Annotated in this window: 23 protein-coding genes and 1 pseudogene; 4 read left to right on the top strand and 20 right to left on the bottom strand. The window is 29.4% G+C overall.

Annotated elements, in window-relative coordinates:
- Positions 1 to 12 precede the first annotated feature (12 nt).
- Genes ABXT52_RS03045 through ssb form a run of 4 tightly spaced genes read right to left on the bottom strand, consistent with a single transcriptional unit; the run spans position 13 to position 4,070 of the window.
- Complete coding sequence (locus ABXT52_RS03045; protein ID WP_415272407.1) at positions 13 to 567, bottom strand: peptidylprolyl isomerase; 555 nt, start codon at positions 565 to 567, stop codon at positions 13 to 15.
- Positions 560 to 1,054 (bottom strand): pantetheine-phosphate adenylyltransferase, encoded by a 495-nt coding sequence (gene coaD, locus ABXT52_RS03040; protein WP_415272406.1) that lies wholly within the window; start codon positions 1,052 to 1,054, stop codon positions 560 to 562. Before coaD ends, ABXT52_RS03045 begins: the two co-directional genes overlap by 8 nt.
- The gene (gene gyrA / locus ABXT52_RS03035) at positions 1,054 to 3,603 is read right to left on the bottom strand and encodes a DNA gyrase subunit A (RefSeq protein ID WP_415272405.1); all 2,550 of its coding nucleotides are present in this window, start codon (positions 3,601 to 3,603) and stop codon (positions 1,054 to 1,056) included. The genes coaD and gyrA overlap by 1 nt, the downstream gene beginning before the upstream one ends.
- A gap of 5 nt (positions 3,604 to 3,608) precedes the next feature.
- Positions 3,609 to 4,070 carry a single-stranded DNA-binding protein gene (gene ssb, locus ABXT52_RS03030; RefSeq protein ID WP_415272404.1) on the bottom strand — a complete coding sequence of 154 codons (462 nt, stop codon included), beginning with the start codon at positions 4,068 to 4,070 and terminating at the stop codon, positions 3,609 to 3,611.
- An 89-nt stretch (positions 4,071 to 4,159) separates the two neighbouring features.
- Here ssb and uvrA point away from each other — a divergent pair, with 89 nt between their 5' ends.
- The gene (uvrA, locus tag ABXT52_RS03025; protein WP_415272403.1) at positions 4,160 to 7,039 is read left to right on the top strand and encodes an excinuclease ABC subunit UvrA; all 2,880 of its coding nucleotides are present in this window, start codon (positions 4,160 to 4,162) and stop codon (positions 7,037 to 7,039) included.
- A 28-nt stretch (positions 7,040 to 7,067) separates the two neighbouring features.
- Positions 7,068 to 7,661, top strand: a complete 594-nt coding sequence (locus ABXT52_RS03020; protein WP_415272402.1) for a urate hydroxylase PuuD — start codon at positions 7,068 to 7,070, stop codon at positions 7,659 to 7,661.
- Positions 7,662 to 7,663: 2 nt separating this feature from the next.
- Here the strand turns inward: ABXT52_RS03020 and secF are convergent, their stop codons facing one another.
- From secF to ABXT52_RS02955, 13 genes and pseudogenes are all read right to left on the bottom strand, one after another.
- Positions 7,664 to 8,551 (bottom strand): protein translocase subunit SecF, encoded by an 888-nt coding sequence (secF, locus tag ABXT52_RS03015; RefSeq protein WP_415272401.1) that lies wholly within the window; start codon positions 8,549 to 8,551, stop codon positions 7,664 to 7,666.
- Positions 8,552 to 10,105, bottom strand: a complete 1,554-nt coding sequence (gene secD, locus ABXT52_RS03010) for a protein translocase subunit SecD (protein WP_415272400.1) — start codon at positions 10,103 to 10,105, stop codon at positions 8,552 to 8,554.
- 12 nt (positions 10,106 to 10,117) lie between these two features.
- Positions 10,118 to 10,402, bottom strand: coding sequence for a preprotein translocase subunit YajC (gene yajC, locus ABXT52_RS03005; RefSeq protein WP_271482606.1), 285 nt, complete (start codon positions 10,400 to 10,402; stop codon positions 10,118 to 10,120).
- Between the two features lie 53 nt (positions 10,403 to 10,455).
- Positions 10,456 to 11,715: a serine--tRNA ligase gene (gene serS / locus ABXT52_RS03000; protein ID WP_415272399.1), complete on the bottom strand. Its 1,260-nt coding sequence runs from the start codon at positions 11,713 to 11,715 to the stop codon at positions 10,456 to 10,458.
- Positions 11,708 to 12,472, bottom strand: coding sequence for a twin-arginine translocase subunit TatC (gene tatC, locus ABXT52_RS02995; RefSeq protein ID WP_415272398.1), 765 nt, complete (start codon positions 12,470 to 12,472; stop codon positions 11,708 to 11,710). The genes serS and tatC overlap by 8 nt, the downstream gene beginning before the upstream one ends.
- On the bottom strand, positions 12,459 to 12,680 hold the full coding sequence (gene tatB, locus ABXT52_RS02990; protein WP_415272397.1) for a Sec-independent protein translocase protein TatB: 222 nt from the start codon (positions 12,678 to 12,680) through the stop codon (positions 12,459 to 12,461). Before tatB ends, tatC begins: the two co-directional genes overlap by 14 nt.
- 5 nt (positions 12,681 to 12,685) lie before the next feature.
- Entirely contained in the window at positions 12,686 to 12,892 is a 207-nt protein-coding gene (tatA, locus tag ABXT52_RS02985; protein ID WP_415272396.1) for a twin-arginine translocase TatA/TatE family subunit, read from the bottom strand.
- A 42-nt stretch (positions 12,893 to 12,934) separates the two neighbouring features.
- Positions 12,935 to 13,646, bottom strand: a pseudogene (gene scpB, locus ABXT52_RS02980) (SMC-Scp complex subunit ScpB).
- Positions 13,643 to 14,383 (bottom strand): segregation and condensation protein A, encoded by a 741-nt coding sequence (locus ABXT52_RS02975; RefSeq protein WP_415272395.1) that lies wholly within the window; start codon positions 14,381 to 14,383, stop codon positions 13,643 to 13,645. The pseudogene scpB and the gene ABXT52_RS02975 overlap by 4 nt, the downstream one beginning before the upstream one ends.
- Before the next feature lie 8 nt (positions 14,384 to 14,391).
- Positions 14,392 to 15,339 carry a glycoside hydrolase family 3 N-terminal domain-containing protein gene (locus ABXT52_RS02970; RefSeq protein WP_415272394.1) on the bottom strand — a complete coding sequence of 316 codons (948 nt, stop codon included), beginning with the start codon at positions 15,337 to 15,339 and terminating at the stop codon, positions 14,392 to 14,394.
- Positions 15,332 to 15,595, bottom strand: coding sequence for a hypothetical protein (locus tag ABXT52_RS02965; protein WP_415272393.1), 264 nt, complete (start codon positions 15,593 to 15,595; stop codon positions 15,332 to 15,334). Before ABXT52_RS02965 ends, ABXT52_RS02970 begins: the two co-directional genes overlap by 8 nt.
- Positions 15,595 to 17,328: an arginine--tRNA ligase gene (gene argS / locus ABXT52_RS02960; protein WP_415272392.1), complete on the bottom strand. Its 1,734-nt coding sequence runs from the start codon at positions 17,326 to 17,328 to the stop codon at positions 15,595 to 15,597. Before argS ends, ABXT52_RS02965 begins: the two co-directional genes overlap by 1 nt.
- Positions 17,328 to 18,443, bottom strand: a complete 1,116-nt coding sequence (locus tag ABXT52_RS02955; protein ID WP_415272391.1) for a deoxyguanosinetriphosphate triphosphohydrolase — start codon at positions 18,441 to 18,443, stop codon at positions 17,328 to 17,330. The genes argS and ABXT52_RS02955 overlap by 1 nt, the downstream gene beginning before the upstream one ends.
- A gap of 50 nt (positions 18,444 to 18,493) precedes the next feature.
- On the opposite strand from ABXT52_RS02955, the gene ABXT52_RS02950 reads away from it, so the two are divergent.
- Both ABXT52_RS02950 and xth read left to right on the top strand, forming a co-directional pair.
- Complete coding sequence (locus ABXT52_RS02950) at positions 18,494 to 18,811, top strand: HesB/IscA family protein (RefSeq protein WP_168606297.1); 318 nt, start codon at positions 18,494 to 18,496, stop codon at positions 18,809 to 18,811.
- Entirely contained in the window at positions 18,811 to 19,587 is a 777-nt protein-coding gene (gene xth, locus ABXT52_RS02945) for an exodeoxyribonuclease III (RefSeq protein ID WP_415272390.1), read from the top strand. The genes ABXT52_RS02950 and xth overlap by 1 nt, the downstream gene beginning before the upstream one ends.
- Here xth and ABXT52_RS02940 read toward each other — a convergent pair.
- The 3 genes from ABXT52_RS02940 to ABXT52_RS02930 are packed head-to-tail and all read right to left on the bottom strand — an operon-like array spanning position 19,579 to position 21,805.
- Positions 19,579 to 20,577, bottom strand: coding sequence for an Ldh family oxidoreductase (locus ABXT52_RS02940; protein ID WP_415272389.1), 999 nt, complete (start codon positions 20,575 to 20,577; stop codon positions 19,579 to 19,581). The genes xth and ABXT52_RS02940 overlap by 9 nt on opposite strands.
- Positions 20,578 to 20,979 carry a Fur family transcriptional regulator gene (locus ABXT52_RS02935; RefSeq protein ID WP_415272388.1) on the bottom strand — a complete coding sequence of 134 codons (402 nt, stop codon included), beginning with the start codon at positions 20,977 to 20,979 and terminating at the stop codon, positions 20,578 to 20,580.
- Between the two features lie 22 nt (positions 20,980 to 21,001).
- On the bottom strand, positions 21,002 to 21,805 hold the full coding sequence (locus tag ABXT52_RS02930; protein WP_271512489.1) for a metal ABC transporter permease: 804 nt from the start codon (positions 21,803 to 21,805) through the stop codon (positions 21,002 to 21,004).
- Position 21,806: the final 1 nt, after the last annotated feature.

Below are 21,806 nucleotides of genomic sequence, written 5' to 3'. Positions count from 1 at the left end.
TATGTATTAACTCTATTTAAAGCTGATAATTTTATCTGGGTTAGAAACAGAACCGTTATTATTTTGATCACCTCTTTTAATTTTATCGACTATCTCCATCCCTTCAATAACTTTACCAAAAACAGTGTATTGTCTATCTAGGAATGATGCTTCTTTGAAGCAAATAAAGAATTGACTATTAGCACTGTTTGGATCTTGTGATCTAGCCATAGATAATGTTCCTCTTTCATGAGGCAAGTCGCTGAATTCTTCATTAAGATCTGGTAAATCAGAACCACCCATGCCCGCTCTTTTTAAATCAAATTGATCATTAGAAGAGTTACCAAACTGTACGTCACCCGTTTGAGCCATAAAACCATCAATTACTCTGTGAAATACAACACCATCGTATTTACCGTCTTTTGCTAATTGTTTAATTCTTTTAACGTGGTTAGGTGCCACATCTTCAAAAAGCTCTATCTTAATATCTCCATCTTTAAGTTTTAAAATCATTATATTCTCCTCTGCGATTATATTATTGGTTTGTATAAAAAATAAAATTAAAAATTTTGTTATAAATTTATTCATATTTCTCTTTTAAAGACTTTATTGTACTTTTTGTAGTAAATTTTTTGATATCACCTTTTAGTCTCACTATTTCTTTAACAAATCTTGATGAAATAATTTGATTTTCAACATCAGACATTAAAAAAATTGTTTCAATATTGTTATTTAATTTTCTATTCATTCCAGCTAATTGAAATTCATATTCAAAATCAGAGACAGCTCTTAGGCCTCTTAAAATAATATTAGATTTGTATTTTTTACACAAATCCGTTGTCAATGATGTAAATGAAATAACTTCAATTTTTTTTTTATCAAACTCTAAATCAACAAATAGAGCTTTTTTAATTAACTGTATTCTTTCAAGTGAATTGAAGAGATAATTTTTATTAGTGCCATCAGAAACAGCAATAATTATTTTATCAAATAATTTTAAAGCTTTTTTAATAACGTCAATATGACCAAAGGTAATTGGGTCAAATGTTCCAGGATATACAGCAACTTTTTTCATTACTCCAAGTTATCATCAATTTTTATTGCTGAAACAACTTTTTCATCACCAGATAATTTGATAATTCTTACACCTTGAGTATTTCTTCCTGCTGTTCTGATTTCTTTAACAGCAACTCTAATTACTCTTCCTTTGTTTGTTGAAATCATTACATCATCCCCTTCAATAACTGGAAAAGATGAGCATATGCTACCATTTCTAGGTGAGTTAACTATTCCAATTATACCTTTCCCACCTCTATTGGTAACTCTATATTCTTTGTTTAAAGTTTTTTTACCAAATCCATTTTCAGTAATGGATAAAACAAATCTTTCTTCAGAATTAGAATCTTTTTTTACTTTTTCTTTATTTGCTATTGAAAGAGAAACGATTTCGTCATTAGGTGATAACTCTATACCCTTTATACCTTTAGAGGATCTACCCTTAAATATTCTTAGTTTTTTTGATTCAAATCTAATGCATTTACCATTTTTTGTACTTAACATTACATCTTGATCATCTTTACAAATTTCAACACCTACAATTTTATCATTTGGGTCTAATTTTATTGCAATTTTTCCAGCTGAATTAATGGAAGAAAAATCTTCTAGACTGTTTTTTCTAACCTTACCTTTTGCAGTTGCAAAAACAATTTGAAGATTTTTCATATCACTTTCATCATCAGGAAATGGCATTATTGAACTGATAGATTGATGATTTTTTAAAGGTAAGATATTGAATAGAGATTTACCTTTTGATGTAGTTGATCCCTCAGGTATCTTCCAAGCTTTAATTTTGTAGACGAGTCCTTCTGTTGAAAAGAAAAGAACAGAAGTGTGAGTGTTTACTGATAAAGTTTGAACCACAGAATCTTCATCTCTCGTTGTAATCCCAGATTTGCCTTTGCCACCTCTTTTTTGTTGTTTAACGCTACTTAATGCTCCTCTTTTAATATAACCCTGTAGTGTAACCGTAATAATAACCGACTCTTTTTGAATAGTCTCTTCAATATCATAGTTTAAAATAGCATCTATAATTTTAGTTCTTCGTGGTACAGCAAACTTTTCTTTAATAATTTTAAGCTCTTCACTTATTACTTTTAAAAGTTCTTTTTTAGAATTAATTATTTTCTTATATCCCTTGATTAGTTCAGCTAATTTTTTAATTTCAACTTCTATTTCATTAATACCTAGAGCAGTAAGTTTTTGAAGTCTAAGTTCTAAAATGGCAATTACTTGAGGATCAGATAATGAGTATAAATTTTTTCCCTTCTTATCTTCCACAAGTGAAATTAACTTTAAAGATTTATTAATTTTCCACTTAGTGCCTAATAATGATTTTTTAGCGTCATCAGGAGTTTTTGAAGACCGTATAATTTTTATAATCTTATCTAAGTTCTCAACAGATACTGATAATCCAATAAGGATGTGAGCTCTGTCTTCAGCTTTTTTTAAATCAAACTTAGTTTTTTTGATTACTACATCTTCACGGAATGTTAGGAAATTTGATAAAAATTCTTTTAAATTACAAATTTTAGGTTTGCCGTCAACAATAGCTAAAGTGTTAAAGCCAAAAGAGCTTTCTATAGATGTATTTTTATAAAGTAATCTTTTAATAGTTTCAGGTTCAACACCATTTCTTAAATCAATAGCAACTCTAATCCCTTCTCTGTTAGATTCGTCTCTAATATCTTTTATTCCTTCTATTTTTTTCTCTCTAACAAGTTGGGCAATTCTCTCATTTAAAACTGATTTATTTACTTGATACGGTACAGATGTAATAACTAGTCTCTCTCTACCATTTTTTTGTGCTTCAACACTAATTTCACCTCTAATTTTAAATGACCCACGACCCACATTATATCCAGCTTTAATAATTTCTTTTCCAATGATGACACCACCTGTTGGAAAATCAGGACCTGGTATATGTTTCATTAACTCTTTAATTTTAACATCTTTATTTTCAATTAAAGCTAATGTTCCATCTATAATTTCACCTAAATTATGTGGAGGAATGCTTGTAGCCATTCCCACAGCAATACCACCTGCACCGTTTACTAGTAAATTAGGATATTGAGCAGGTAAAACTGTTGGTTCTTTTTCAGTTTCATCGTAATTACTTTTATAATCAACAGTATTTTTTTCTATATCGTCAATTAAGTATTGAGAAACTTTAGCTAATCTTGTTTCCGTATATCTCATAGCCGCAGCTGGATCTCCGTCAATAGATCCGAAGTTACCTTGGCCTTGAACAAGAGGTAAACTCATAGAAAAATCTTGAACCATTCTGACAAGAGCGTCATAAACAGATTGATCTCCATGGGGGTGATATTTACCAATAACATCCCCAACTATTCTTGCAGATTTTCTAAATTGTTTTGACCAATCATAGCCACCTTTATACATGGCAAATAATATTCTTCTATGAACTGGTTTAAGTCCATCTCTAATATCAGGAAGAGCCCTACTCACAATTACACTCATGGCATATGACAAATACGATGAGCTCATCTCATCATGCATAGAGATAAGTTTAATATTTTTGTCTTTAGTTATTTCTGTGTCTTTCATAGAAACTAAAATGGAATTTCGTCATCCATATCATTAGGGGCTTGGGGGCTATCATCAGGATTGCTAGCAACAGCTTGTGAATTATCATTTTGAATACCACCACCGCCAGTGTTTCCACCACCCAACATAGTAAGTGAAGAATTGTATCCTTGAATTACAATTTCAGTTGAATACTTGTCTTGACCAGATTGTTCATCTTTCCATTTTCTAGTCGTTATCTGTCCCTCAACATAAATTTGAGCACCTTTTTTCAAATATTGTTGAACAACATTTACTAACCCATCATTGAATACAACTATTCGGTGCCATTCTGTTTTTTCTTTTTTTTCGCCAGTTGCTTTATCTTTCCAAGATTGGCTAGTAGCCAAACTTAAGGTAGCAAGACTTTTGCCATTCGACATTTGTTTGATTTCTGGGTCTGCGCCTAATCGCCCAATTAATAATACTTTATTTAAACTTCCAGCCATAATATTTTATAAGTGTTTATTTATTTAATTAATTTTATATCACAATATAAACTCAATATTAATTTTATTAATTTAAAGCAACTAAAATTATGATCAAAAAGATAGTTATCAAGGGTGCAAAGGAGCATAATTTAAAGAATGTTTCTGTAGAAATACCCAAAGATCAATTTGTTGTAATTACTGGTCTTTCTGGTTCAGGAAAATCCTCACTAGCATTTGACACTGTCTATGCAGAAGGTCAAAGAAGATATGTTGAAAGTTTATCAGCTTATGCTCGTCAATTTTTGGATAAAATGAAAAAACCAAATGTTGATCTCATCGAGGGATTAAGTCCTGCAATAGCCATAGAGCAAAAAAATACATCTAAAAATCCAAGGTCAACTGTTGCAACAGTTACTGAAATTTATGACTATATGAGGGTGTTGTATGCAAGGGCTGGTGTTCCCTATTCACCATTCACAGGAAAGCCAATTACATCACAAACAATTACACAGATTGTTGATTTAATAAGAAAATTACCAAAAAAATCTACTATTTATATTTTTGCTCCTGTGGTCAGAGGTCGTAAGGGTGAGTATAGAAAAGATATTTTAAGCTATAAAAGAAGAGGTTTTAGAAAAATTAAAATTGATGAGGTTCTTTATGACATAGATAAAGCTCCTGAATTAGATAAAAAACTCAAGCATGATATATCTGTTTTAATTGATAGAATTGTTTTAAATTCCAATCTTGGTAATAGACTTGCTGAAAGTATTGAGACAGCTGTAAATTTATCAAATGGATTGGTATTTGTTGAGTATGAAGATGAAACATTGCCACAAAAATTTAGAAAAATTGAAAAATTAATTTATTCTACAAAATTTGCCTGTCCGGAAAGTGGTTTTACAATTGAAGAGATTGAACCAAGACTTTTTTCTTTTAATAGTCCGTACGGAGCGTGCGCAGAATGTGAAGGTATAGGTATTAAATTGAATGTAGATCCAAATTTAGTAGTTCCTGATGAGAAAAAAAGTATAGCAGATGGTGCTATAGAACCCTGGGCTAAATCAACAACACTATATTATGCTCAAACCTTGGCCTCTATTGCTAAACATTATGGATTTTCTTTAGATGAAAGATGGAAAAAACTTCCGAAAAAATTTAGAGATGTAATATTGTTTGGATCGGATGAAGAAGAAATTAAGTTTGTTTATGACGATGGTTATGAAAAATATTCTCATAAAAAAACTTTTGAAGGTGTAATAAATAATCTTGAAAGAAGATTTCTTGAATCTGATAGTGAATGGAAAAGAGAAGCGATAGCTGAATACCAATCTGATTCTGCCTGTGAAGGATGTAACGGTAATAGATTAAAAGAAGAAGCTTTATGTGTTAAAATTGATAATCAGAATATAAGCGAAGTAACTAAAAAATCTATTTTAGATGCTGCTAATTGGTTTAAAGGTCTAGAGCAAAACCTTGATAAACGACAATTTAAGATAGCAGAACATATTTTAAAAGAAATTAATGAAAGACTAACGTTCCTTTTAAATGTTGGGCTTGAATATTTAACATTATCGAGAGAGTCAGGAACTCTTTCTGGAGGTGAGGCTCAAAGAATAAGACTTGCTTCACAAATTGGTTCTGGATTAACTGGTGTACTGTATGTGCTGGATGAACCTTCTATCGGATTGCATCAAAAAGATAATGTTAAATTAATAAATGCATTAAAAAGACTAAGAGATTTAGGTAACACAGTTATCGTTGTCGAACATGACACTGAAACTATGGAGAATGCAGATCATATAATAGATATGGGTCCAGAAGCCGGAACTAATGGTGGTGAAATAATTGCACAAGGCACTTACAACGAGATACTTAAAAATAAAAATAGTATCACTGGTCAATACCTATCTCATAAGAAATATATAGAAATTCCAAGAACTAGAAGACTTGCAAAAAATGGAAGATTTGTTGAAATTAGTGGTGCTAGTGGAAATAACTTGAACAATGTTAATCTTAAAATTCCAACAGGAAGTTTTACTTGCGTAACTGGTGTTTCAGGTAGTGGTAAATCAACATTAATATTACAAACATTATATCATGCATTAAATTTAACCTTGAATAACAAAGCTAGAAAAGTCCCTAAAGAGTTTAAGAGTTATAAGGGTGTTGAGCTCATAGATAAAATAATTGATATAGATCAGTCTCCTATTGGAAGAACACCTAGATCAAACCCAGCAACTTATACAGGAGCTTTCGGTCCCATTAGAGATTGGTTTACTGCATTACCAGAATCAAAAACAAGAGGATACAAGCCGGGCAGATTTTCTTTTAATGTTAAAGGTGGAAGATGTGAAGCTTGTGAAGGTGATGGTGTAATTACATACGAGATGCACTTCTTACCTGATGTTTATATCCAGTGTGATGAATGCAAGGGAACCAGGTACAATAGAGAAACTCTTGAGATAAAATTTAAAGATAAAAGTATTGCTGATGTATTGGATATGTCTGTAGACGAGGGATGTGAGTATTTTGAAAATATTTCAAATATTAAAACAAAACTATTAACACTAAAAAAAGTAGGCCTTGGGTATATAAAGATTGGACAGCAGGCAACAACACTATCTGGTGGTGAAGCTCAACGTATTAAATTAGCTAAGGAATTATCAAAAAGATCTACAGGAAGAACCATGTACATATTAGATGAACCAACAACGGGTCTTCATCAACATGATATTAAAAAACTACTAGAAATACTTCATACATTTGTAGCTCTAGGAAATACAGTTGTTGTTATTGAACATAATCTAGATGTAATTAAAACAGCAGACTATATTGTCGATATGGGACCTGAAGGTGGTGTCAAAGGTGGTAATATTATCGCAGAGGGTAAACCTGAGGATATTATCAAAATAAAAGGTAGTTATACTGGTGAATTCTTAAAACCTATGCTCGAAGAAAAATTTAAAAAGAAGTTAAAGATTTAAACAATTAGTGTATAAGTGATTCTTAATTATGAGTAATTTACTATCATCTCTACCAAAAACAATTCATGCATCATTAGCTTTAGCTATAATTCTATTTCTAGGATTATTTTATGGTAATGGTGGTTTTGATTTTGATACAATTTTTTGGAGTTGGTTAACAAGATTGATTCATGTAACGGTTGCTATCATGTGGATTGGTCTACTTTGGTATTTTAACTTTGTTCAAATTCCAAACATGCCTAAAATCCCTGATGAGCAAAAACCTGCCATAGGTAAAGTTATTGCTCCAGCTGCATTGTTTTATTTTAGATATGCTGCATTACTGACTGTTCTGTCAGGATTAATTTTAGCTTATCTAAATGGTTATTTACACAATGCTATGACATTAGGTGGTGGTGGAAAAAATACAGCTATAGGTATTGGGATGTGGCTTGGTTTATATATGGCTTATAATGTTTGGTTCATAATTTGGCCAAATCAAAAAAGAGCTTTAGGCATTGTTGAGTGTGAACCTGATATTAAAGCAAAATCAGCAAGAACAGCAATGTTGTTTTCAAGAACAAATACTCTTTTATCGATACCAATGTTACTTTCAATGGTAGCAGCTCAAAACCTTTATTAAATTTATTCTGTATCTTCTTTTAGGATTGTTTTTTGTGAGACTCTAAGTTTTACAAGTATTGGGTTAGCTATATAAATTGAAGAATAGGTTCCAAATATAACACCCATTATCATGGCTAAAGAAAAACCTTTTAATATTTCCCCACCAAATAAATAAATTGAAACTAAAGCAAGCAATGTTGTGGCTGATGTAATTATAGTTCTGGATAGAGTTTCATTGATTGAGATATTTGTAAGTTCATAAATCTTGATATCAGAAAACTTTCTTAAATTTTCCCTAACTCTGTCATAAATAACAACAGTATCGTTCATTGAATAACCAACTATAGTTAAAACAGCGGCAACTATTGATAGATTTATTTCTAGACTGAATAACGAGAAAAGACCTAGTGTTATAATGACATCGTGGAATAAGGCTAAAATAGCACCTAAACTAAATTGCCATTCAAATCTTATCCATATGTAAAATAACATTGCAGCTAGAGATAATGCAATTGCAATAATACCAGACTTTAATAATTCAGAGCTAACTTTTGGACCTACATTTTCAACTCTTCTGAAATTAAAAGAGCCCCCCAAAGAAGATGTTAAATTTTTTTTAATAACCTCAATAGCGTTTGCACTTGTATCTTTTTTCTCTATCTTAATTAAAAAATCATTTTCATTACCAAATTTTTTAACATTAAAATCTCCTAAATTCATTTTATTAAAAGATTGCCTTAAAGAAGTGACATTAATATTTTTATCATTAGACCTAAGTTCTATTAAGGTCCCACCTTTAAAATCTACACCAAAATTAAGTCCTTTAAAAAATAACAATAGAACAGATGCAACGACTAGACTTAAAGAGATAAGATTAAATAGTTTATAAAATTTATTAAAATTAATCATTTATATTAGGTTAGTTTTTTCTTTATTTCTTACCACGTAAAGACCAGTAAGCATTCTTGCAATAAAATAAACTGAAAACAGCGTAGTAAAAATTCCCACAGCTAAAGTCACAGAGAAGCCTTTAACAGGTCCGGAGCCCATAAAGAATAAGATTACAGCTGCAATTAATGTGGTTATATTTGCATCTATAATTGCAGTTTTTGATTTCACATAACCTGTATCAAAAGCTATTATATTATTTTTTTCTTTCTTGCATTCTTCTTTAATTCTTTCAAAAATTAATACATTAGCGTCAACTGCCATACCTACTGTTAAAATGATACCTGCTATTCCAGGAAGAGTTAATGTTGCTTCAAATAAAGTTAAAATACCAACTAAAAAGAATAAGTTGATTAGGAGTGTTATATTAGCAATTAGACCAAATATTTTGTATTTAAAAAACATAAAAATTATAACTAATAAAAAACCAATCATAAGAGCAATAACTCCAGCATTAATTAAGTCTTGACCAAGGTCAGGTCCTACTGTTCTTTCTTCAATTATATTAAGTGGAGCTGGCAATGCTCCCGATCTTAATAGTAGAGCCAAGTCTGTTGCTGATTGGAACGTAAAATTTCCACTGATCTGTCCATTTCCACTTGCTATAGTATCTCTAATTACTGGAGCACTTACAATTTTACCATCCAAAACGATAGCCAATTGCTTGCCAACACCAGTACTAGTTGCTTTACCAAATCTTTTAGCCCCCACTCTATCAAGAGTAAATGATACTACTGTTTCGTTTGTTTGATTGTTCATTTGTGGTTGAGCATCCAGTAAATTCTCACCATTTAAGATTATTCTTTTACTAACCATTGCTTCGTTAGTTCCATCTTCAAACTGAAGCATTTCAGTTCCAAAAGTGTCATTATTATTTTGAGTGACAAATCTAAATGTTAAGTTTGCAGTTTTTCCTAAAAGTGACTTTATACGCATAGGATCATCTAAGCCTGGCAGTTCAACTAAAATTCTATTATTACCTCTTTTTAATATATTGGGCTCATTAGTACCAACCTCATCAACTCTTCTTCTAACTATTTCTATAGCTTGATCTTGTGAAGAAGTTTTAATTTCAATAAGTCCATACTTTGAAAGAGTTAAAGTAAATTCATTATTTTGTATTTCTACATCAAACTGGTGAGATTTATATTGGTTATAATAAGGGTTAATATCACTTTCTTTATCAAGAAAAAAAGTTTCAACTAATTGAGCATTATCATTAGAAACATTAAATATTATTTTTTTATTTTCTATTCTCAGATCATTAAAAGTTATTTTCTTATCTTTTAAAAAATTTCTAATAATAGTTGTTGTATTTTGTAATTTTTGAATTTCAACAGGTCCATTATCAATCTCAAGTAAAAGATATGAACCACCCTGTAAATCTAAACCTAGATTTATCCTTTTTGCAATAAAACTATCTTCAGAGTTCTGAAAATTTGATGCAGCAATAAAAATAAAAAAAAAAGATACTAATGAAACTAAGGTAATTCTTAATTTAGAAAAGTATAACACTTTAGTTGAATGTTATTTTTTTACTTCAGGGGAGTTAAGTAATCCTTGGATGCCTGTAGATTTGATAATTTCAACTTTAACGTTGTCAGCAATTTGCACCTCAACTTTATCATTATCAATAATTCTTTCAACTGTCCCAATAATACCAGCAGATGTTACAACCTTGTCTCCTCTAGATAAGTTTTCTACCATGGCTTTATGCTCTTTAACTTTCTTTTGTTGGGGTCTTATTAAAAAAAAGTAAAAAATAACAAAAATTAAAATTAGCGGTATAAATTGTCCTATTCCTGAATCCATTTTTCTCCTTGATTAAAGTGAATACTTACAACATCTATTAAATTAAAACAACTTTAAATCTTATTGATTTTCTCAATATTATTCATGTAGGGCCTTAAAACTTCAGGTACAATAATAGAGCCATCTTCTTGTTGATAATTTTCCAATATAGCAACTAATGTTCTGCCAATCGCTAAACCACTGCCATTTAAGGTTCCGACAAGCACAGTTTCTTTTTTTTCATTTTTATACCTAGCTTTCATTCTTCTTGCTTGAAATGATCCACATGAAGAGCAACTTGAGATTTCTCTATATTTATCCTCAGATGGAAGCCACACCTCAATATCAAAAGTTTTTTCAGCACTAAACCCCATATCACCAGTACACAAAACTATTTTTCTATATGGAAGTTTTAGTAAATCTAAAATTTTAATTGCACAATCAGTCATTCTATCAAGTTCTGGTAAGCACTTATCTGCCTCAACAATACTCACCATTTCAACTTTGTAAAATTGGTGCTGTCTAATCATACCTTTTGTATCTTTACCATAGCTACCTGCTTCTTTTCTAAAACATGGAGTTGAAGCAACCATTCGCATAGGAAGTTTTTTTTTATCAATAATTTGATCTTTTACAATATTAGTTAAAATAACTTCGGCAGTTGGTATTAAAAATTTTCTGTCACTAGAGTCGTCTAATTTAAGTTCAAACTGGTCATTATCAAATTTAGGTAATTGTCCTGTACCATACATAGTAGCATCTGTTGCAATTAGTGGTGGTGATATTTCTTCATAACCATTAGTATTAACATGTGTATCAAGCATAAAATTTGACAAAGCTCTTTCTAACAAGGCCAATTTATCTTTTACAAAAACAAACCTAGAGCCAGTAGTTTTTGTGGCTAGATCAAAATCAAGCATGTTTAAATTTTCACCCAATTCATAATGAGATTTAGGCTTAAATGTAAAATTATGTATTGTTCCTGATTTAGAAATTTCTATATTTGAATTTTCATCTTTACCTGTAGGAACGTCAAAATGAGGTATATTTGGTATTGATGATAAAATAGTTTCTAATTCATTTTTAACATTAGTTTGTAATTTATTAATATTATCTATTTCAGATGAAATTTTTTTAGATTTTTCAAAAAGTGACTGATCTTTAGACTTTGAAATATCTTTTTTTTCTTTTTCAAGCAGTTCTCTTTGTTGTATATATTCTCTATTGCTCTCATCCAATGATAAAATCTTATCGACATCTATATCTAGGAATCTTTTATTTAAAGCTTTTTTAAAAACCTCAATATCATTTCTAATTTCTTTTATATTATGCATTTTTTTTATTTTTCTTATCAATAATGTTTACAGAAAATATAGATAATTCATATAAAATCAATAATGGTATTGCTAGTCCAATTTGAGTTATAGGATCAGGTGGTGTTAATAATGCAGCTGCTGCAAAAATCATCACAACAACATATTTTCTTTTTTCTCTAAGAAACTTAGCATTAACTATGCCAACTCTAGCAAACAAACTAAGAACAACTGGTAGCTGAAAACTTATACCAAATGCAAAAATTAATTTCATTACAAGTGAAAGATATTCACTAACTTTTGCTTCCAATTGGATGGGTAATCCTGTTGAGGCCCCTGTGCTTTCGAAAGAGAGAAAAAACTTTATGGCTAGTGGCATTATTAAATAATAAACAAGCATTCCTCCTAGAAAAAATAATATAGGCGTTAAAACTAGATAAGGAACGATTGCAATTTTTTCATGCTTGTAGAGCCCTGGTGCAATAAATTTCCATATTTGTACCAATATATAAGGACAAGTAACAAAGAATGCTGCAAAAAAAGAAACCTTTAAGTATGTTAAAAATGTTTCCTGTAAAGCTGTAAAAATTAATCTTCTATCAGTTCCACTTTCATTAACCGCTTTAGCAAAAGGCTCAACTAAAAAGCCATAGAGATGTTCTGAAAAAAAATAACATCCGATAAAAAAGATGAATAAAAAAATAAAAGAATGAATCAATCTTTTTCTAAGTTCAGTTAGATGGCTTACAAAACCACCTTCATTTTCAGATTTTGTCATTATCTTTTTTTTCTTCTATAGGTTTTTCTATTTCATTAGAATTAATATCAAGGTCAGCTACCTCATTTTGTATATTGCTAATATATCTTTTTGTGGTTCCAATCCATGAACCAACTTTTTTTAACATATGTGGGAAATCTTTTGGGCCAATAACAATGATTGCAACAGCTACTACTATTAAAATCTCAAACCAGCCAATAGTGGGCATTTAATTTATTCTTTGTCTTTGCTGTCTTGATTATTTTCTGAAACGTTTTTGGGCTCAGGTTCAAACTCATCACTAATATCTGTAGCCATACCTTTTTTAAAACTTTTTATACCTTTAGCCACATCACCCATTAGGCTAGAAATTTTACCTCTACCAAATAAAAGGACAACTAAGATTACTACAATTGCTATTTGCCAAATTCCAATACTCATAATATTTTATACCTCTTTTAAATTTAATTTTAAAGTAACTTTTTACTTTTCTTCTTCTGGACTTAGTGTTCCACCTAGCATCTCATCGATATTTTCATAAATATCTTCTTTTTTTTCTACTTGTTTTTCTTTGTAAAATTTACCAGTACCAAATATTGCATTATCTATGTTTGAGCTATCAATCAGACCAGCAGATCCCAATTCGTCAACTGTAGGTAAATCAGACAGTTTTTGAAGACTAAAATGACTTAAGAAATCATTAGTAGTTCCATACTGAATTGGTTTACCGGGTACATCTTTACGGCCCTGTGGTTTTACCCAATTTAGCTCCATTAAAATCTCAAGTGTATTCGTTCCAAAAGCAACACCTCTAATTTCTTCAATTTCAGCTCTGGTAACAGGTTGGTGATAAACAATTATAGCTAATGTTTCAACTGCAGCTCTAGATAATTTTTTTTTCTACAGTTTTTTCTTGAGACATAAGGTTTGATAAATTTTCAGATGTTCTAAAAGACCATCTTTTAGAAATGCAAACTAAATTAATTCCTCTTGATGAATATTCTTTTTGTAACTTCTCCAATGATTTTAAAACATCAATTTTTTTTGAAATTTTAGATTCGATAGTGTCGATATCTAACGGTTCAGCAGCAGCAAAAACTATAGCCTCAACTTCTCTTTCACCAGCATTCATTTTTGATGGGAAAGTAACTATATTGTCATTTATTTTTTTTGTTTTCTTTTTTATTTTTGTCATTTTAGTTCTTTAATATAGATATCATCAAATAAATTTTCTTGTTTTATAGTTAAATTACCTTCTTTAACCAGCTCTAAAGATCCTGCAAAAATTCCAGCTTTACCTGTTCTTTTATATTTTGAACTATTCTTAAATGAAGGTGGTATTAATTCATTAATATTCCTCCAATCAATTAACTTACCAAAAAATTCTTTTATTCTTTTTATGCCATCTTCAGTAGTAAAAACTGGAAGTTTAGGAATATTCATTCTTTGAAAATCTTTAGTCATGATAATTGATGAATAAGATTTTAATAGTTCGTAAAGATTTAGTTTATATTCAGTACTGTATATAGATCTTATGTTTCCTTTAATTCCTCTAAGTCTTATTTCTCTTCCAAGTCTTTTTCTTTTTAACATTTGGTCAGAAAGCAATCTTATTAATTCTAATTTTTTTAATTGTAATTTTAATTTTTCGGCAACTTCTAAAACTTTAAATTCTTCTTCTGGATTTCCTGGCAACAAAAGTTTTGATTTAAGATAAGTTAACCAGGTAGCCATCAATAAATATTCTGATGCAGACTCTAGATTAAGATCTTTTTCGTTAGTAATATAATTATGAAATTGATCAGCCAGTAATGTTATTGAAATATCTTCAAGGTTAACCTTTTGAGCTTTTGCCAAATCTAGCAAAACATCAAGCGGGCCGTTATAATTATCAAGATCTACATTAAAATTTTTAGAATCGCTGTCAGACATATTAAATATTAACTTATAATCTTATAAAATTGTGATGTTTTTTTTATAATAAACTTACTTATAAATGGTGAATACAGAGCCACATCATTCATTTCTTTTAAATTTCCATTACAATGAAGAACTAGATCGCAACCAGCGCTAAAAGATTTTTTTGTATTAATTGCTATAGAGCCTTTTAAGCTCTTCATTGATATATCATCAGACATCAAAATATTTTTAAATTTAATTTGATTTCTTATTAATTTTATAATTTTCTTCGAATGTGTTGCTGTATTTTCTTTATCGATATTTTTATAAATAAGATGAGCCGTCATTGCAAACAGACTATTTTTATTTTTGAATGCCATAAAATCATTATTATTCAAATTTCTTAATTTCTGGTTGATTGTAGGAGTTTTTTTATGACTATCCACTTTTGCCAAACCATGACCAGGTATATGTTTTATTACAGTGCCAATTTTATTATTATGAAATTCTTTAATACAAATATCTCCAATTTGTGAAACAATCTTTGCATTACTTGAAAAAGCTCTGTCACCAATTATTGAGCTAGACCCTTTTGATCTTATGTCAAGAACGGGTAAAGTATTAATATTTATGCCTACAGTTTTTAATAATAAGACAGTTTTATTTATAAACTTTTTATATTCAGTATAAAATTCTTTTTTATCTTTAAGATAAAGATTGCCAAAAAATTCTCCTGTAAACTTATCTGCTTTAAAAAATTTACTTAATCTATTTACTCTCCCACCCTCTTGATCAATTAAAATAGGATATTTCTTATCATTAAATATTTTTCTAATTTCATCTGTTAATTTTTTAACTTGTGTAATATTTTTGATATTTCGTGAAAAAATTATTATTCCCCAGGGCTTATGTTTAATTAGAAATTTTTTTTCTTTAATCAATAATTTAGTTGATTTTAAACCAACTATAAAACTTTTACGATCATCCATCATTATTTATTAATTTCCAAAAATTATAATTCTTTTTGTTTTTATCTATGCTTTTTTCAACATATTCTACGATATTAACAGTATCACTATTAAGTAAAATAAGATTACGAGAATAATTTTCAGTTTTATTTTCAATATTTTTTAAAGATCGGTATGAATTTTTTTTATTTTCATTTGAAAAGTAGTATTTGAAAGATAGAAAAAAAAATAAAACTATAACAATCAAAAATAAAAGATATTTAAGTTCTTTTAACATTACATTTTTTGCGGAGTATCCACTCCAACAATATCCATTCCAGATTTGATAACATTAGATATAACTTTTAAAAAAACTAACTTATCATTCGATATTTTTTTTTGTTCGTTAATAAATCTTTTTGATGGATCATCCTTACCCATATTCCAATAAGAATGGAATTCTGATGATAACTCATAAAGATAAACTGGTATTCTGTGAGGTTCAAGTCTTAAGCTTGCAGCTTCAATACATTTAGGCCATTCGGCTATTTTTTTTAATATCTTAATTTCATCTCCAGTGTATTCAAATTCGTAATCATTTATATTCAAATCATTTTCTATATTAAGATCTACATGTCTAAAAACAGATGATATTCTAGCATAACAATATTGAACATAGTAAAGAGGGTTATCTTTTGATTTTTCTTTAACTTTTGTAAAGTCAAAATCCAACTCTACATCGCTACTTCTATTAAGCATAATAAATCTAGTGGCATCCCTACCAACTTCAGCAATCAAGTCTTCAACTGTTATATAGTCACCTTTTCTTTTTGACATTTTGAAAGGTTTTCCATCTTTAATTAGTTTAACAAGTTGGCTTACCTTACAAATTAATTTTTTTTTATCTCCAGATAATGCTTCAACGACAGAAGTTATCCTTTTTATATAACCAGCGTGATCTGCTCCTAATATATTAATAAGTGTATCGTAATTTCTATCTAATTTATTATCGTGATAAGCCACATCACTAGCAAAGTAAGTCCATGATTTATCAGATTTTTGAAGTGCTCTATCTTTGTCATCTCCAAAATCTGTTGATTTAAATAAAAGTTGCTCTCTTTCAACCCAATTTTGATCATCCTCACCCTTGGGGGCCTCAATCTTTCCACTATAAACTAGTTTTTTATCCTTTAATTTGTCAATTGCCTTTTGAACTTCATTATTTAGGACAATATCAGTTTCACTGGTAAATTTATCGTGCACTATTCCAAGGTTTGCTAAATTGTTTTTAATTAATTTTAAAGATTCTGAAACTGACAATAAAGTTAATTCTTTTGAAACATCTTCAAATTTATCAAATTTTAAAACTTTGTTAGATTCTATAATATTTTTAGCAATATCAACCAAATAATCACCAGGGTATAAATCTGAATTTTCAATTGGAAATTTTTCATTAAAAAGTATTTCTCTAATTCTAAAAAAAACAGACTTTGTAAAATTTATGATCTGATTACCATAGTCGTTTACATAATATTCCTTAGAAACATCATGCTTGTTAAAAATTAATATATTTGAAATTACATCTCCTAATATTGCGCCTCTACAATGCCCTACGTGAAGAGGACCTGTTGGGTTAGCTGAAACAAATTCTACAAGATATTTCTGTTTTTTTTCTTTTATATTAACACCAAAATCTTTGTAATTTTGGTTAACATTTTTAATAAAATTATTCCAATATATCGTTTTAAATTTAATATTAATAAATCCAGGTTTTGCTACAGAAATAGTTTCAATTTTTTCATCTTCATTTTTAATTAAATCAATTAGAGTATTTGCAATATCGATTGGAGATTTTTTATTCGCTTTAGAGAGTACCATGGCTACATTGGTTGATATATCGCAGTCAAAATTTGATGGTGGTATATCTACATTAATTCCTTTTAAAGATTCAGGTATTTCTAAAGAACCATCTTTATTTAGTTTTTTAATCAAAATTATTATTTTATCTAAATAGAGATCAAAAATGTTCATTAAATACTTTTGTTTAAATTGATTGCATATCTATCTGTCATACCTGAAATAAAATCAGCAATTGCTCTATTGGGGTCATTTTTTAATTGGTCAGCATTTAAGAATTTTTTGGGCTTATTCTTAATTTTATAAAAAAGTTTATTAACAATTTTTTTTCCATGATTATTTTTTAATAATACTTTCTTATTGTTGTACATTTTACTTCTTAGAAAAAACCTAACATCTTTTTCAATTTTTAGAAATTTACTAGAAAAACATACTATAGGATTATTTAATTTATAAACATCATTTAAAGATTTGATCTTATTAGTTTTTAAATTATTTTTAGTATTTTTAATCAAATCTCTAACCATTAAATCAATTGAATCTCGTATTATTTGATATATCAAAATATCTTTATTATTATTTTTAATATTTTTTTTGTGAGATTTATAAATATCTTTAAAAAAATTAATTTCAATCAAGTCGTTTAAATTAAACATTTTGGCTCTGATTCCATCTTGTATGTCATGATTATTATAGGCAATGTCATCAGAGATTGCTGATATTTGAGCTTCCAATGATCCAGAGTTAGTAAATTTTATTTTGTTTTTAAAACTTTTCAATCCAATCAGCCCATTAATTGTAGAGAGATCTTCAATTGGGCCATTGTGCTTTAATAATCCATCTAAAGTTTCTAATGTTAAGTTTAGACCTTTAAATTTAAGGTATTTATGTTCAAGAAACATGATTATTCTTAAAGTTTGAAGATTATGATCAAAACCTCCGAAGTTAACCATGCATTCATTAAGGGCATCTTCTCCAGCATGTCCAAACGGTGTGTGTCCCAAATCATGAGCCAAACTTAAAGTTTCAGCCAGATCATCGTTTAAACCTAAATGTTTAGCTATTGATCTTGCAATTTGCGCAACTTCAATTGAATGGGTAATTCTAGTTCTAAAGTGATCCCCTTCCGTATTAACAAAAACTTGTGTTTTATGCTTTAGCCTTCTGAATGAGGCACTGTGAATAATTCTATCTCTATCTCTTTGAAATGGTGTTCTATAAAGTGAATTGGCTTCTTTAAAAATACGACCATTGCTTTTAGATAGAGCTAAATTTGAGTAATTATTCATACTTTAAATTTAATAAATTGATATTATATTAGTAATATCAGTGTTGTTATATGATTAAAGAAATTAAATTTACAGATAAAGCTATAAAACAGATTAATAATTTGTTGTCTCAAAAAGATCCAGGGTCATTTTTTAGAATCGCTATTAAAGGTGGTGGTTGCTCAGGTTTTCAATATGAATTTACCTTTGACAAAAAATTAGAAGCAGATGATTTAAAGCATGAAAATATTCTCATTGATAAAACTTCAGCAGACTTATTAAAAGGTTCAGAAGTGGACTTTGTCTCGGAACTAATTGGTGATCAATTTAAAATCTCTAACCCACAAAGCAAATCTTCTTGCGGTTGTGGTGTTTCGTTCTCCATATAATGATTATCACATCCTGGAATGTTAATTCAGTTAGAGCAAGAATTGAAAATATTAAAGAATACCTTCAAAAATTTTCTCCCGATGTTGTTATGATGCAAGAGATCAAAACTCAAGATGAAACTTTTCCATATGATGATTTTTCAGCATTAGATTATGAAAGTCATGTATTTGGACAAAAAAGTTATAACGGAGTTGCAATCATTTCTAAGCATAAACTAGAAAATGTTAGATTAGATTTGATTAAAGACAAGTTAAAACAATCTAGAATTATTTCAGCAGAATTAAAATATAAGAAAAAAAATATTCAACTGATTAACATTTACACTCCGAACGGTAATCCTGTAGATACTGATAAATATACTTATAAAAAAGATTGGTTAGATACTTTGATTAAACAACTAAAAACTCTTTCAAAGAAAAATGAAAATATTATTTTAGCAGGTGATTTTAATATTCTTCCTTCAGCAGAAGATGCTTATAATATTAAAGGTTTTGAAGATGACGCTTTATACAGACTTGAGATAAGAAAAAAATTTAGAGAAATGATTAATCTAGGTTTTCATGATGCCTACCGTCATATTCATGGTGAAATTGAAGGTTATACTTATTGGGATTATATGAGAGGTGCTTGGCAGAAAAATAATGGATTAAGAATTGATCACTTCTTAGTATCAAATTCTTTATTAAATATAGTTAAGAATGTTAATATTAATAAAGACCCCAGAGGAAAAGAGAAACCTTCAGATCACACACCTATTGAAATTGAATTAACTTAAAGATTTAATTTTATTAACAAGATCTTCATTAATATTTCTTGGTCCTTTATCTAGCCTATTTTTATGCCTTCTTTCACCTGGAAGTCTAACACCCTCCATAGCTGACATTTTACTAAAAAACTCATCAGCATGTTTATCCCAACCTTTACCAGAAATTTTCTCAGGTGAGATTGCTATAATAAATTCACCACCACTTGGAGGGCCGCCATCGTTATTATCTTTAGCAGCAGTTTCAAAACTAAAATTTTCACCAATTAATGCACCAGCTAATAATTCAACCATCATTGCTATACTAGACCCTTTATAACCTCCAAAAGGAAGTATAACTCCACCATCAGCGATTTCTCCAGGATCAGTTGTTTCTTTACCATCTTTAGTTAAGCCAGTTCCAAGGGGTACTTTGTGCCCTTCTCTTTTTGCAATTTGAACTTCGCCCATAGCCATTGAAGCAGTTGCCATATCATAGACAACTGGAGTTTTACCAGGTCTAGGCCAAGCAAAAGAAATTGGATTTGTACCATACAAAGGTTTTGTAGCACCCGCTGGTGCAACGGCTGGTTTGTAAGATGTGCAAGCGATACCAACAAGTCCTGCTTCTGCAATAGCTTCAGTTTCGGGCCAAAGTGCTGCCATGTGATGTGAATTTTTTATAGCAAGAACAGCGACACCATTTTTTTTAGCTAAATCAATAACAGCAGGTAATCCTAAACTTAAAACCATTGGAGCAACTGCATTGTTACCTGATACTTTAATAATACTTGGAGCAACATTTTCTAATTCAGGTCTTGCTTTACCATTAATTTTTTTACTTTTTAAGCCAGCAACATAAGCAGGTAATCTAAACAAACCATGAGAAACAGAGCCATCTCTTTCAGCTCTCATAATTGTGTCTGCTAAAATACTGGCATTTTCATCATCACAACCATTAGCTAATAATGTTTTTTTAGCTAATTCTAAAATTTCATTTAATGTTAAGGATACTGTATTCATTTATTTAGCTTTACATTTTTTGCATAAACCAAAAAACTCTAAATTATATTTATTATATTGCATTCCAGTATCGTCTTCAAAATTAGTTAAATATTTTGAAAGTTTTGGATTATTAATTTCAGAAACATTTTCACACTTATTACATATTGAAAAAGCTGTTGCTTGTGAAATTTCACAACTTGAACTTTTACATGCTATAAAAGCATTTCTACTTTCTACTTTATGTATTTTTCCAATCTCTACTAATTTATCAAGTGCTCTATAAACTTGTAATGGTGCTTTAATTCCTTTTTTTTGAACATTAAATAAAATGGAATAAGCCTTAAGTGGCTCTTTAGCTTTTTCTATAAAATCAAAAATAATTTGCTGATTTTTAGATAAAAATTCTTCTTTATGATTCATATGTACTTCTAACAATTACACGCTAGTTTTTCAATCGAGTGAATTTATTTATTTTTGTTAATGACAAGATAAACAAAACTAATGCAGCTGTGATTATGGATGGTCCTGACGGTGAGTTTAACTCTAATGAAGCAAATAAACCCACTATTACTGACAGCAATCCACCTATTACAGAATAAACAACCATTTGAACTGGATTATTAGAAAGATTACGTGCCATAGCAGCAGGAATAATTAACATTCCTGTAATTAACAATAATCCAACCATTTTAATGGAAATTGCAATTATAGCAGCCATTAGAATGGTAAAAATTGCATTTACTCTCGCTGGGTTCATTCCCTCAGCTTCAGCTAATTCATAATTAACTGTTGAGGCAAAAAGTGGTTTCCAAATAATTTTTAAAACTAATAATATTAATACTCCACCAATCCAAATGATAAATATGTCGTTTGGAGCTACAGCAAGGATATCACCAAACAGTAGTCCCATTATATCAAAACGAATGAATGATAAAAAACTAATCACCACTAAACCTACAGCTAAAGATGAGTGAGCCAGTAATCCTAATAAGGCATCCCCAGGTAAGTTGGTGGTTTTTTGTAGTTTTAACAAAACAAGTGCAACAGCTGAAGAAACAAAAAAAACTGATAAAGCAATATTAATATCAAAAGATAAAGCTAGAGTTACGCCAAGTAATGCTGAATGAGATAAAGTATCACCAAAAAAAGATAGTCTTCTCCAAATAACAAAACATCCAAGAGGACCAGCAACTAAAGCAATGCCTATGCCAGCAATTAGAGCTCTTATAAAAAAATCATCTAACATT

Origin of the sequence: Candidatus Pelagibacter sp. Uisw_121, assembly GCF_047722545.1 — a bacterium.
GTDB lineage: Bacteria > Pseudomonadota > Alphaproteobacteria > Pelagibacterales > Pelagibacteraceae > Pelagibacter.
Note: the sequence above shows the minus strand (reverse complement) of the source record. Positions and strands in the feature narration are given on the sequence as shown.

Bases quoted from the DNA above. Each gene is read 5' to 3' on its own strand.
- ABXT52_RS02975 (WP_415272395.1), bottom strand. From the start codon at position 14,383: ATGTCTGACAGCGATTCTAAAAATTTTAATGTAGATCTTGATAATTAT.
- tatA (WP_415272396.1), bottom strand. From the start codon at position 12,892: ATGAGTATTGGAATTTGGCAAATAGCAATTGTAGTAATCTTAGTTGTC.
- ABXT52_RS02965 (WP_415272393.1), bottom strand. From the start codon at position 15,595: ATGTTAAAAGAACTTAAATATCTTTTATTTTTGATTGTTATAGTTTTA.
- ABXT52_RS03045 (WP_415272407.1), bottom strand. From the start codon at position 567: ATGAATAAATTTATAACAAAATTTTTAATTTTATTTTTTATACAAACC.
- ABXT52_RS02955 (WP_415272391.1), bottom strand. From the start codon at position 18,443: ATGAATAATTACTCAAATTTAGCTCTATCTAAAAGCAATGGTCGTATT.
- ABXT52_RS03020 (WP_415272402.1), top strand. From the start codon at position 7,068: ATGAGTAATTTACTATCATCTCTACCAAAAACAATTCATGCATCATTA.
- xth (WP_415272390.1), top strand. From the start codon at position 18,811: ATGATTATCACATCCTGGAATGTTAATTCAGTTAGAGCAAGAATTGAA.
- yajC (WP_271482606.1), bottom strand. From the start codon at position 10,402: ATGGATTCAGGAATAGGACAATTTATACCGCTAATTTTAATTTTTGTT.
- uvrA (WP_415272403.1), top strand. From the start codon at position 4,160: ATGATCAAAAAGATAGTTATCAAGGGTGCAAAGGAGCATAATTTAAAG.
- argS (WP_415272392.1), bottom strand. From the start codon at position 17,328: ATGAACATTTTTGATCTCTATTTAGATAAAATAATAATTTTGATTAAA.
- serS (WP_415272399.1), bottom strand. From the start codon at position 11,715: ATGCATAATATAAAAGAAATTAGAAATGATATTGAGGTTTTTAAAAAA.
- ssb (WP_415272404.1), bottom strand. From the start codon at position 4,070: ATGGCTGGAAGTTTAAATAAAGTATTATTAATTGGGCGATTAGGCGCA.
- tatB (WP_415272397.1), bottom strand. From the start codon at position 12,680: ATGCCCACTATTGGCTGGTTTGAGATTTTAATAGTAGTAGCTGTTGCA.
- ABXT52_RS02950 (WP_168606297.1), top strand. From the start codon at position 18,494: ATGATTAAAGAAATTAAATTTACAGATAAAGCTATAAAACAGATTAAT.
- secF (WP_415272401.1), bottom strand. From the start codon at position 8,551: ATGATTAATTTTAATAAATTTTATAAACTATTTAATCTTATCTCTTTA.
- ABXT52_RS02930 (WP_271512489.1), bottom strand. From the start codon at position 21,805: ATGTTAGATGATTTTTTTATAAGAGCTCTAATTGCTGGCATAGGCATT.
- ABXT52_RS02940 (WP_415272389.1), bottom strand. From the start codon at position 20,577: ATGAATACAGTATCCTTAACATTAAATGAAATTTTAGAATTAGCTAAA.
- coaD (WP_415272406.1), bottom strand. From the start codon at position 1,054: ATGAAAAAAGTTGCTGTATATCCTGGAACATTTGACCCAATTACCTTT.
- ABXT52_RS02935 (WP_415272388.1), bottom strand. From the start codon at position 20,979: ATGAATCATAAAGAAGAATTTTTATCTAAAAATCAGCAAATTATTTTT.
- tatC (WP_415272398.1), bottom strand. From the start codon at position 12,472: ATGACAAAATCTGAAAATGAAGGTGGTTTTGTAAGCCATCTAACTGAA.
- gyrA (WP_415272405.1), bottom strand. From the start codon at position 3,603: ATGAAAGACACAGAAATAACTAAAGACAAAAATATTAAACTTATCTCT.
- ABXT52_RS02970 (WP_415272394.1), bottom strand. From the start codon at position 15,339: ATGGATGATCGTAAAAGTTTTATAGTTGGTTTAAAATCAACTAAATTA.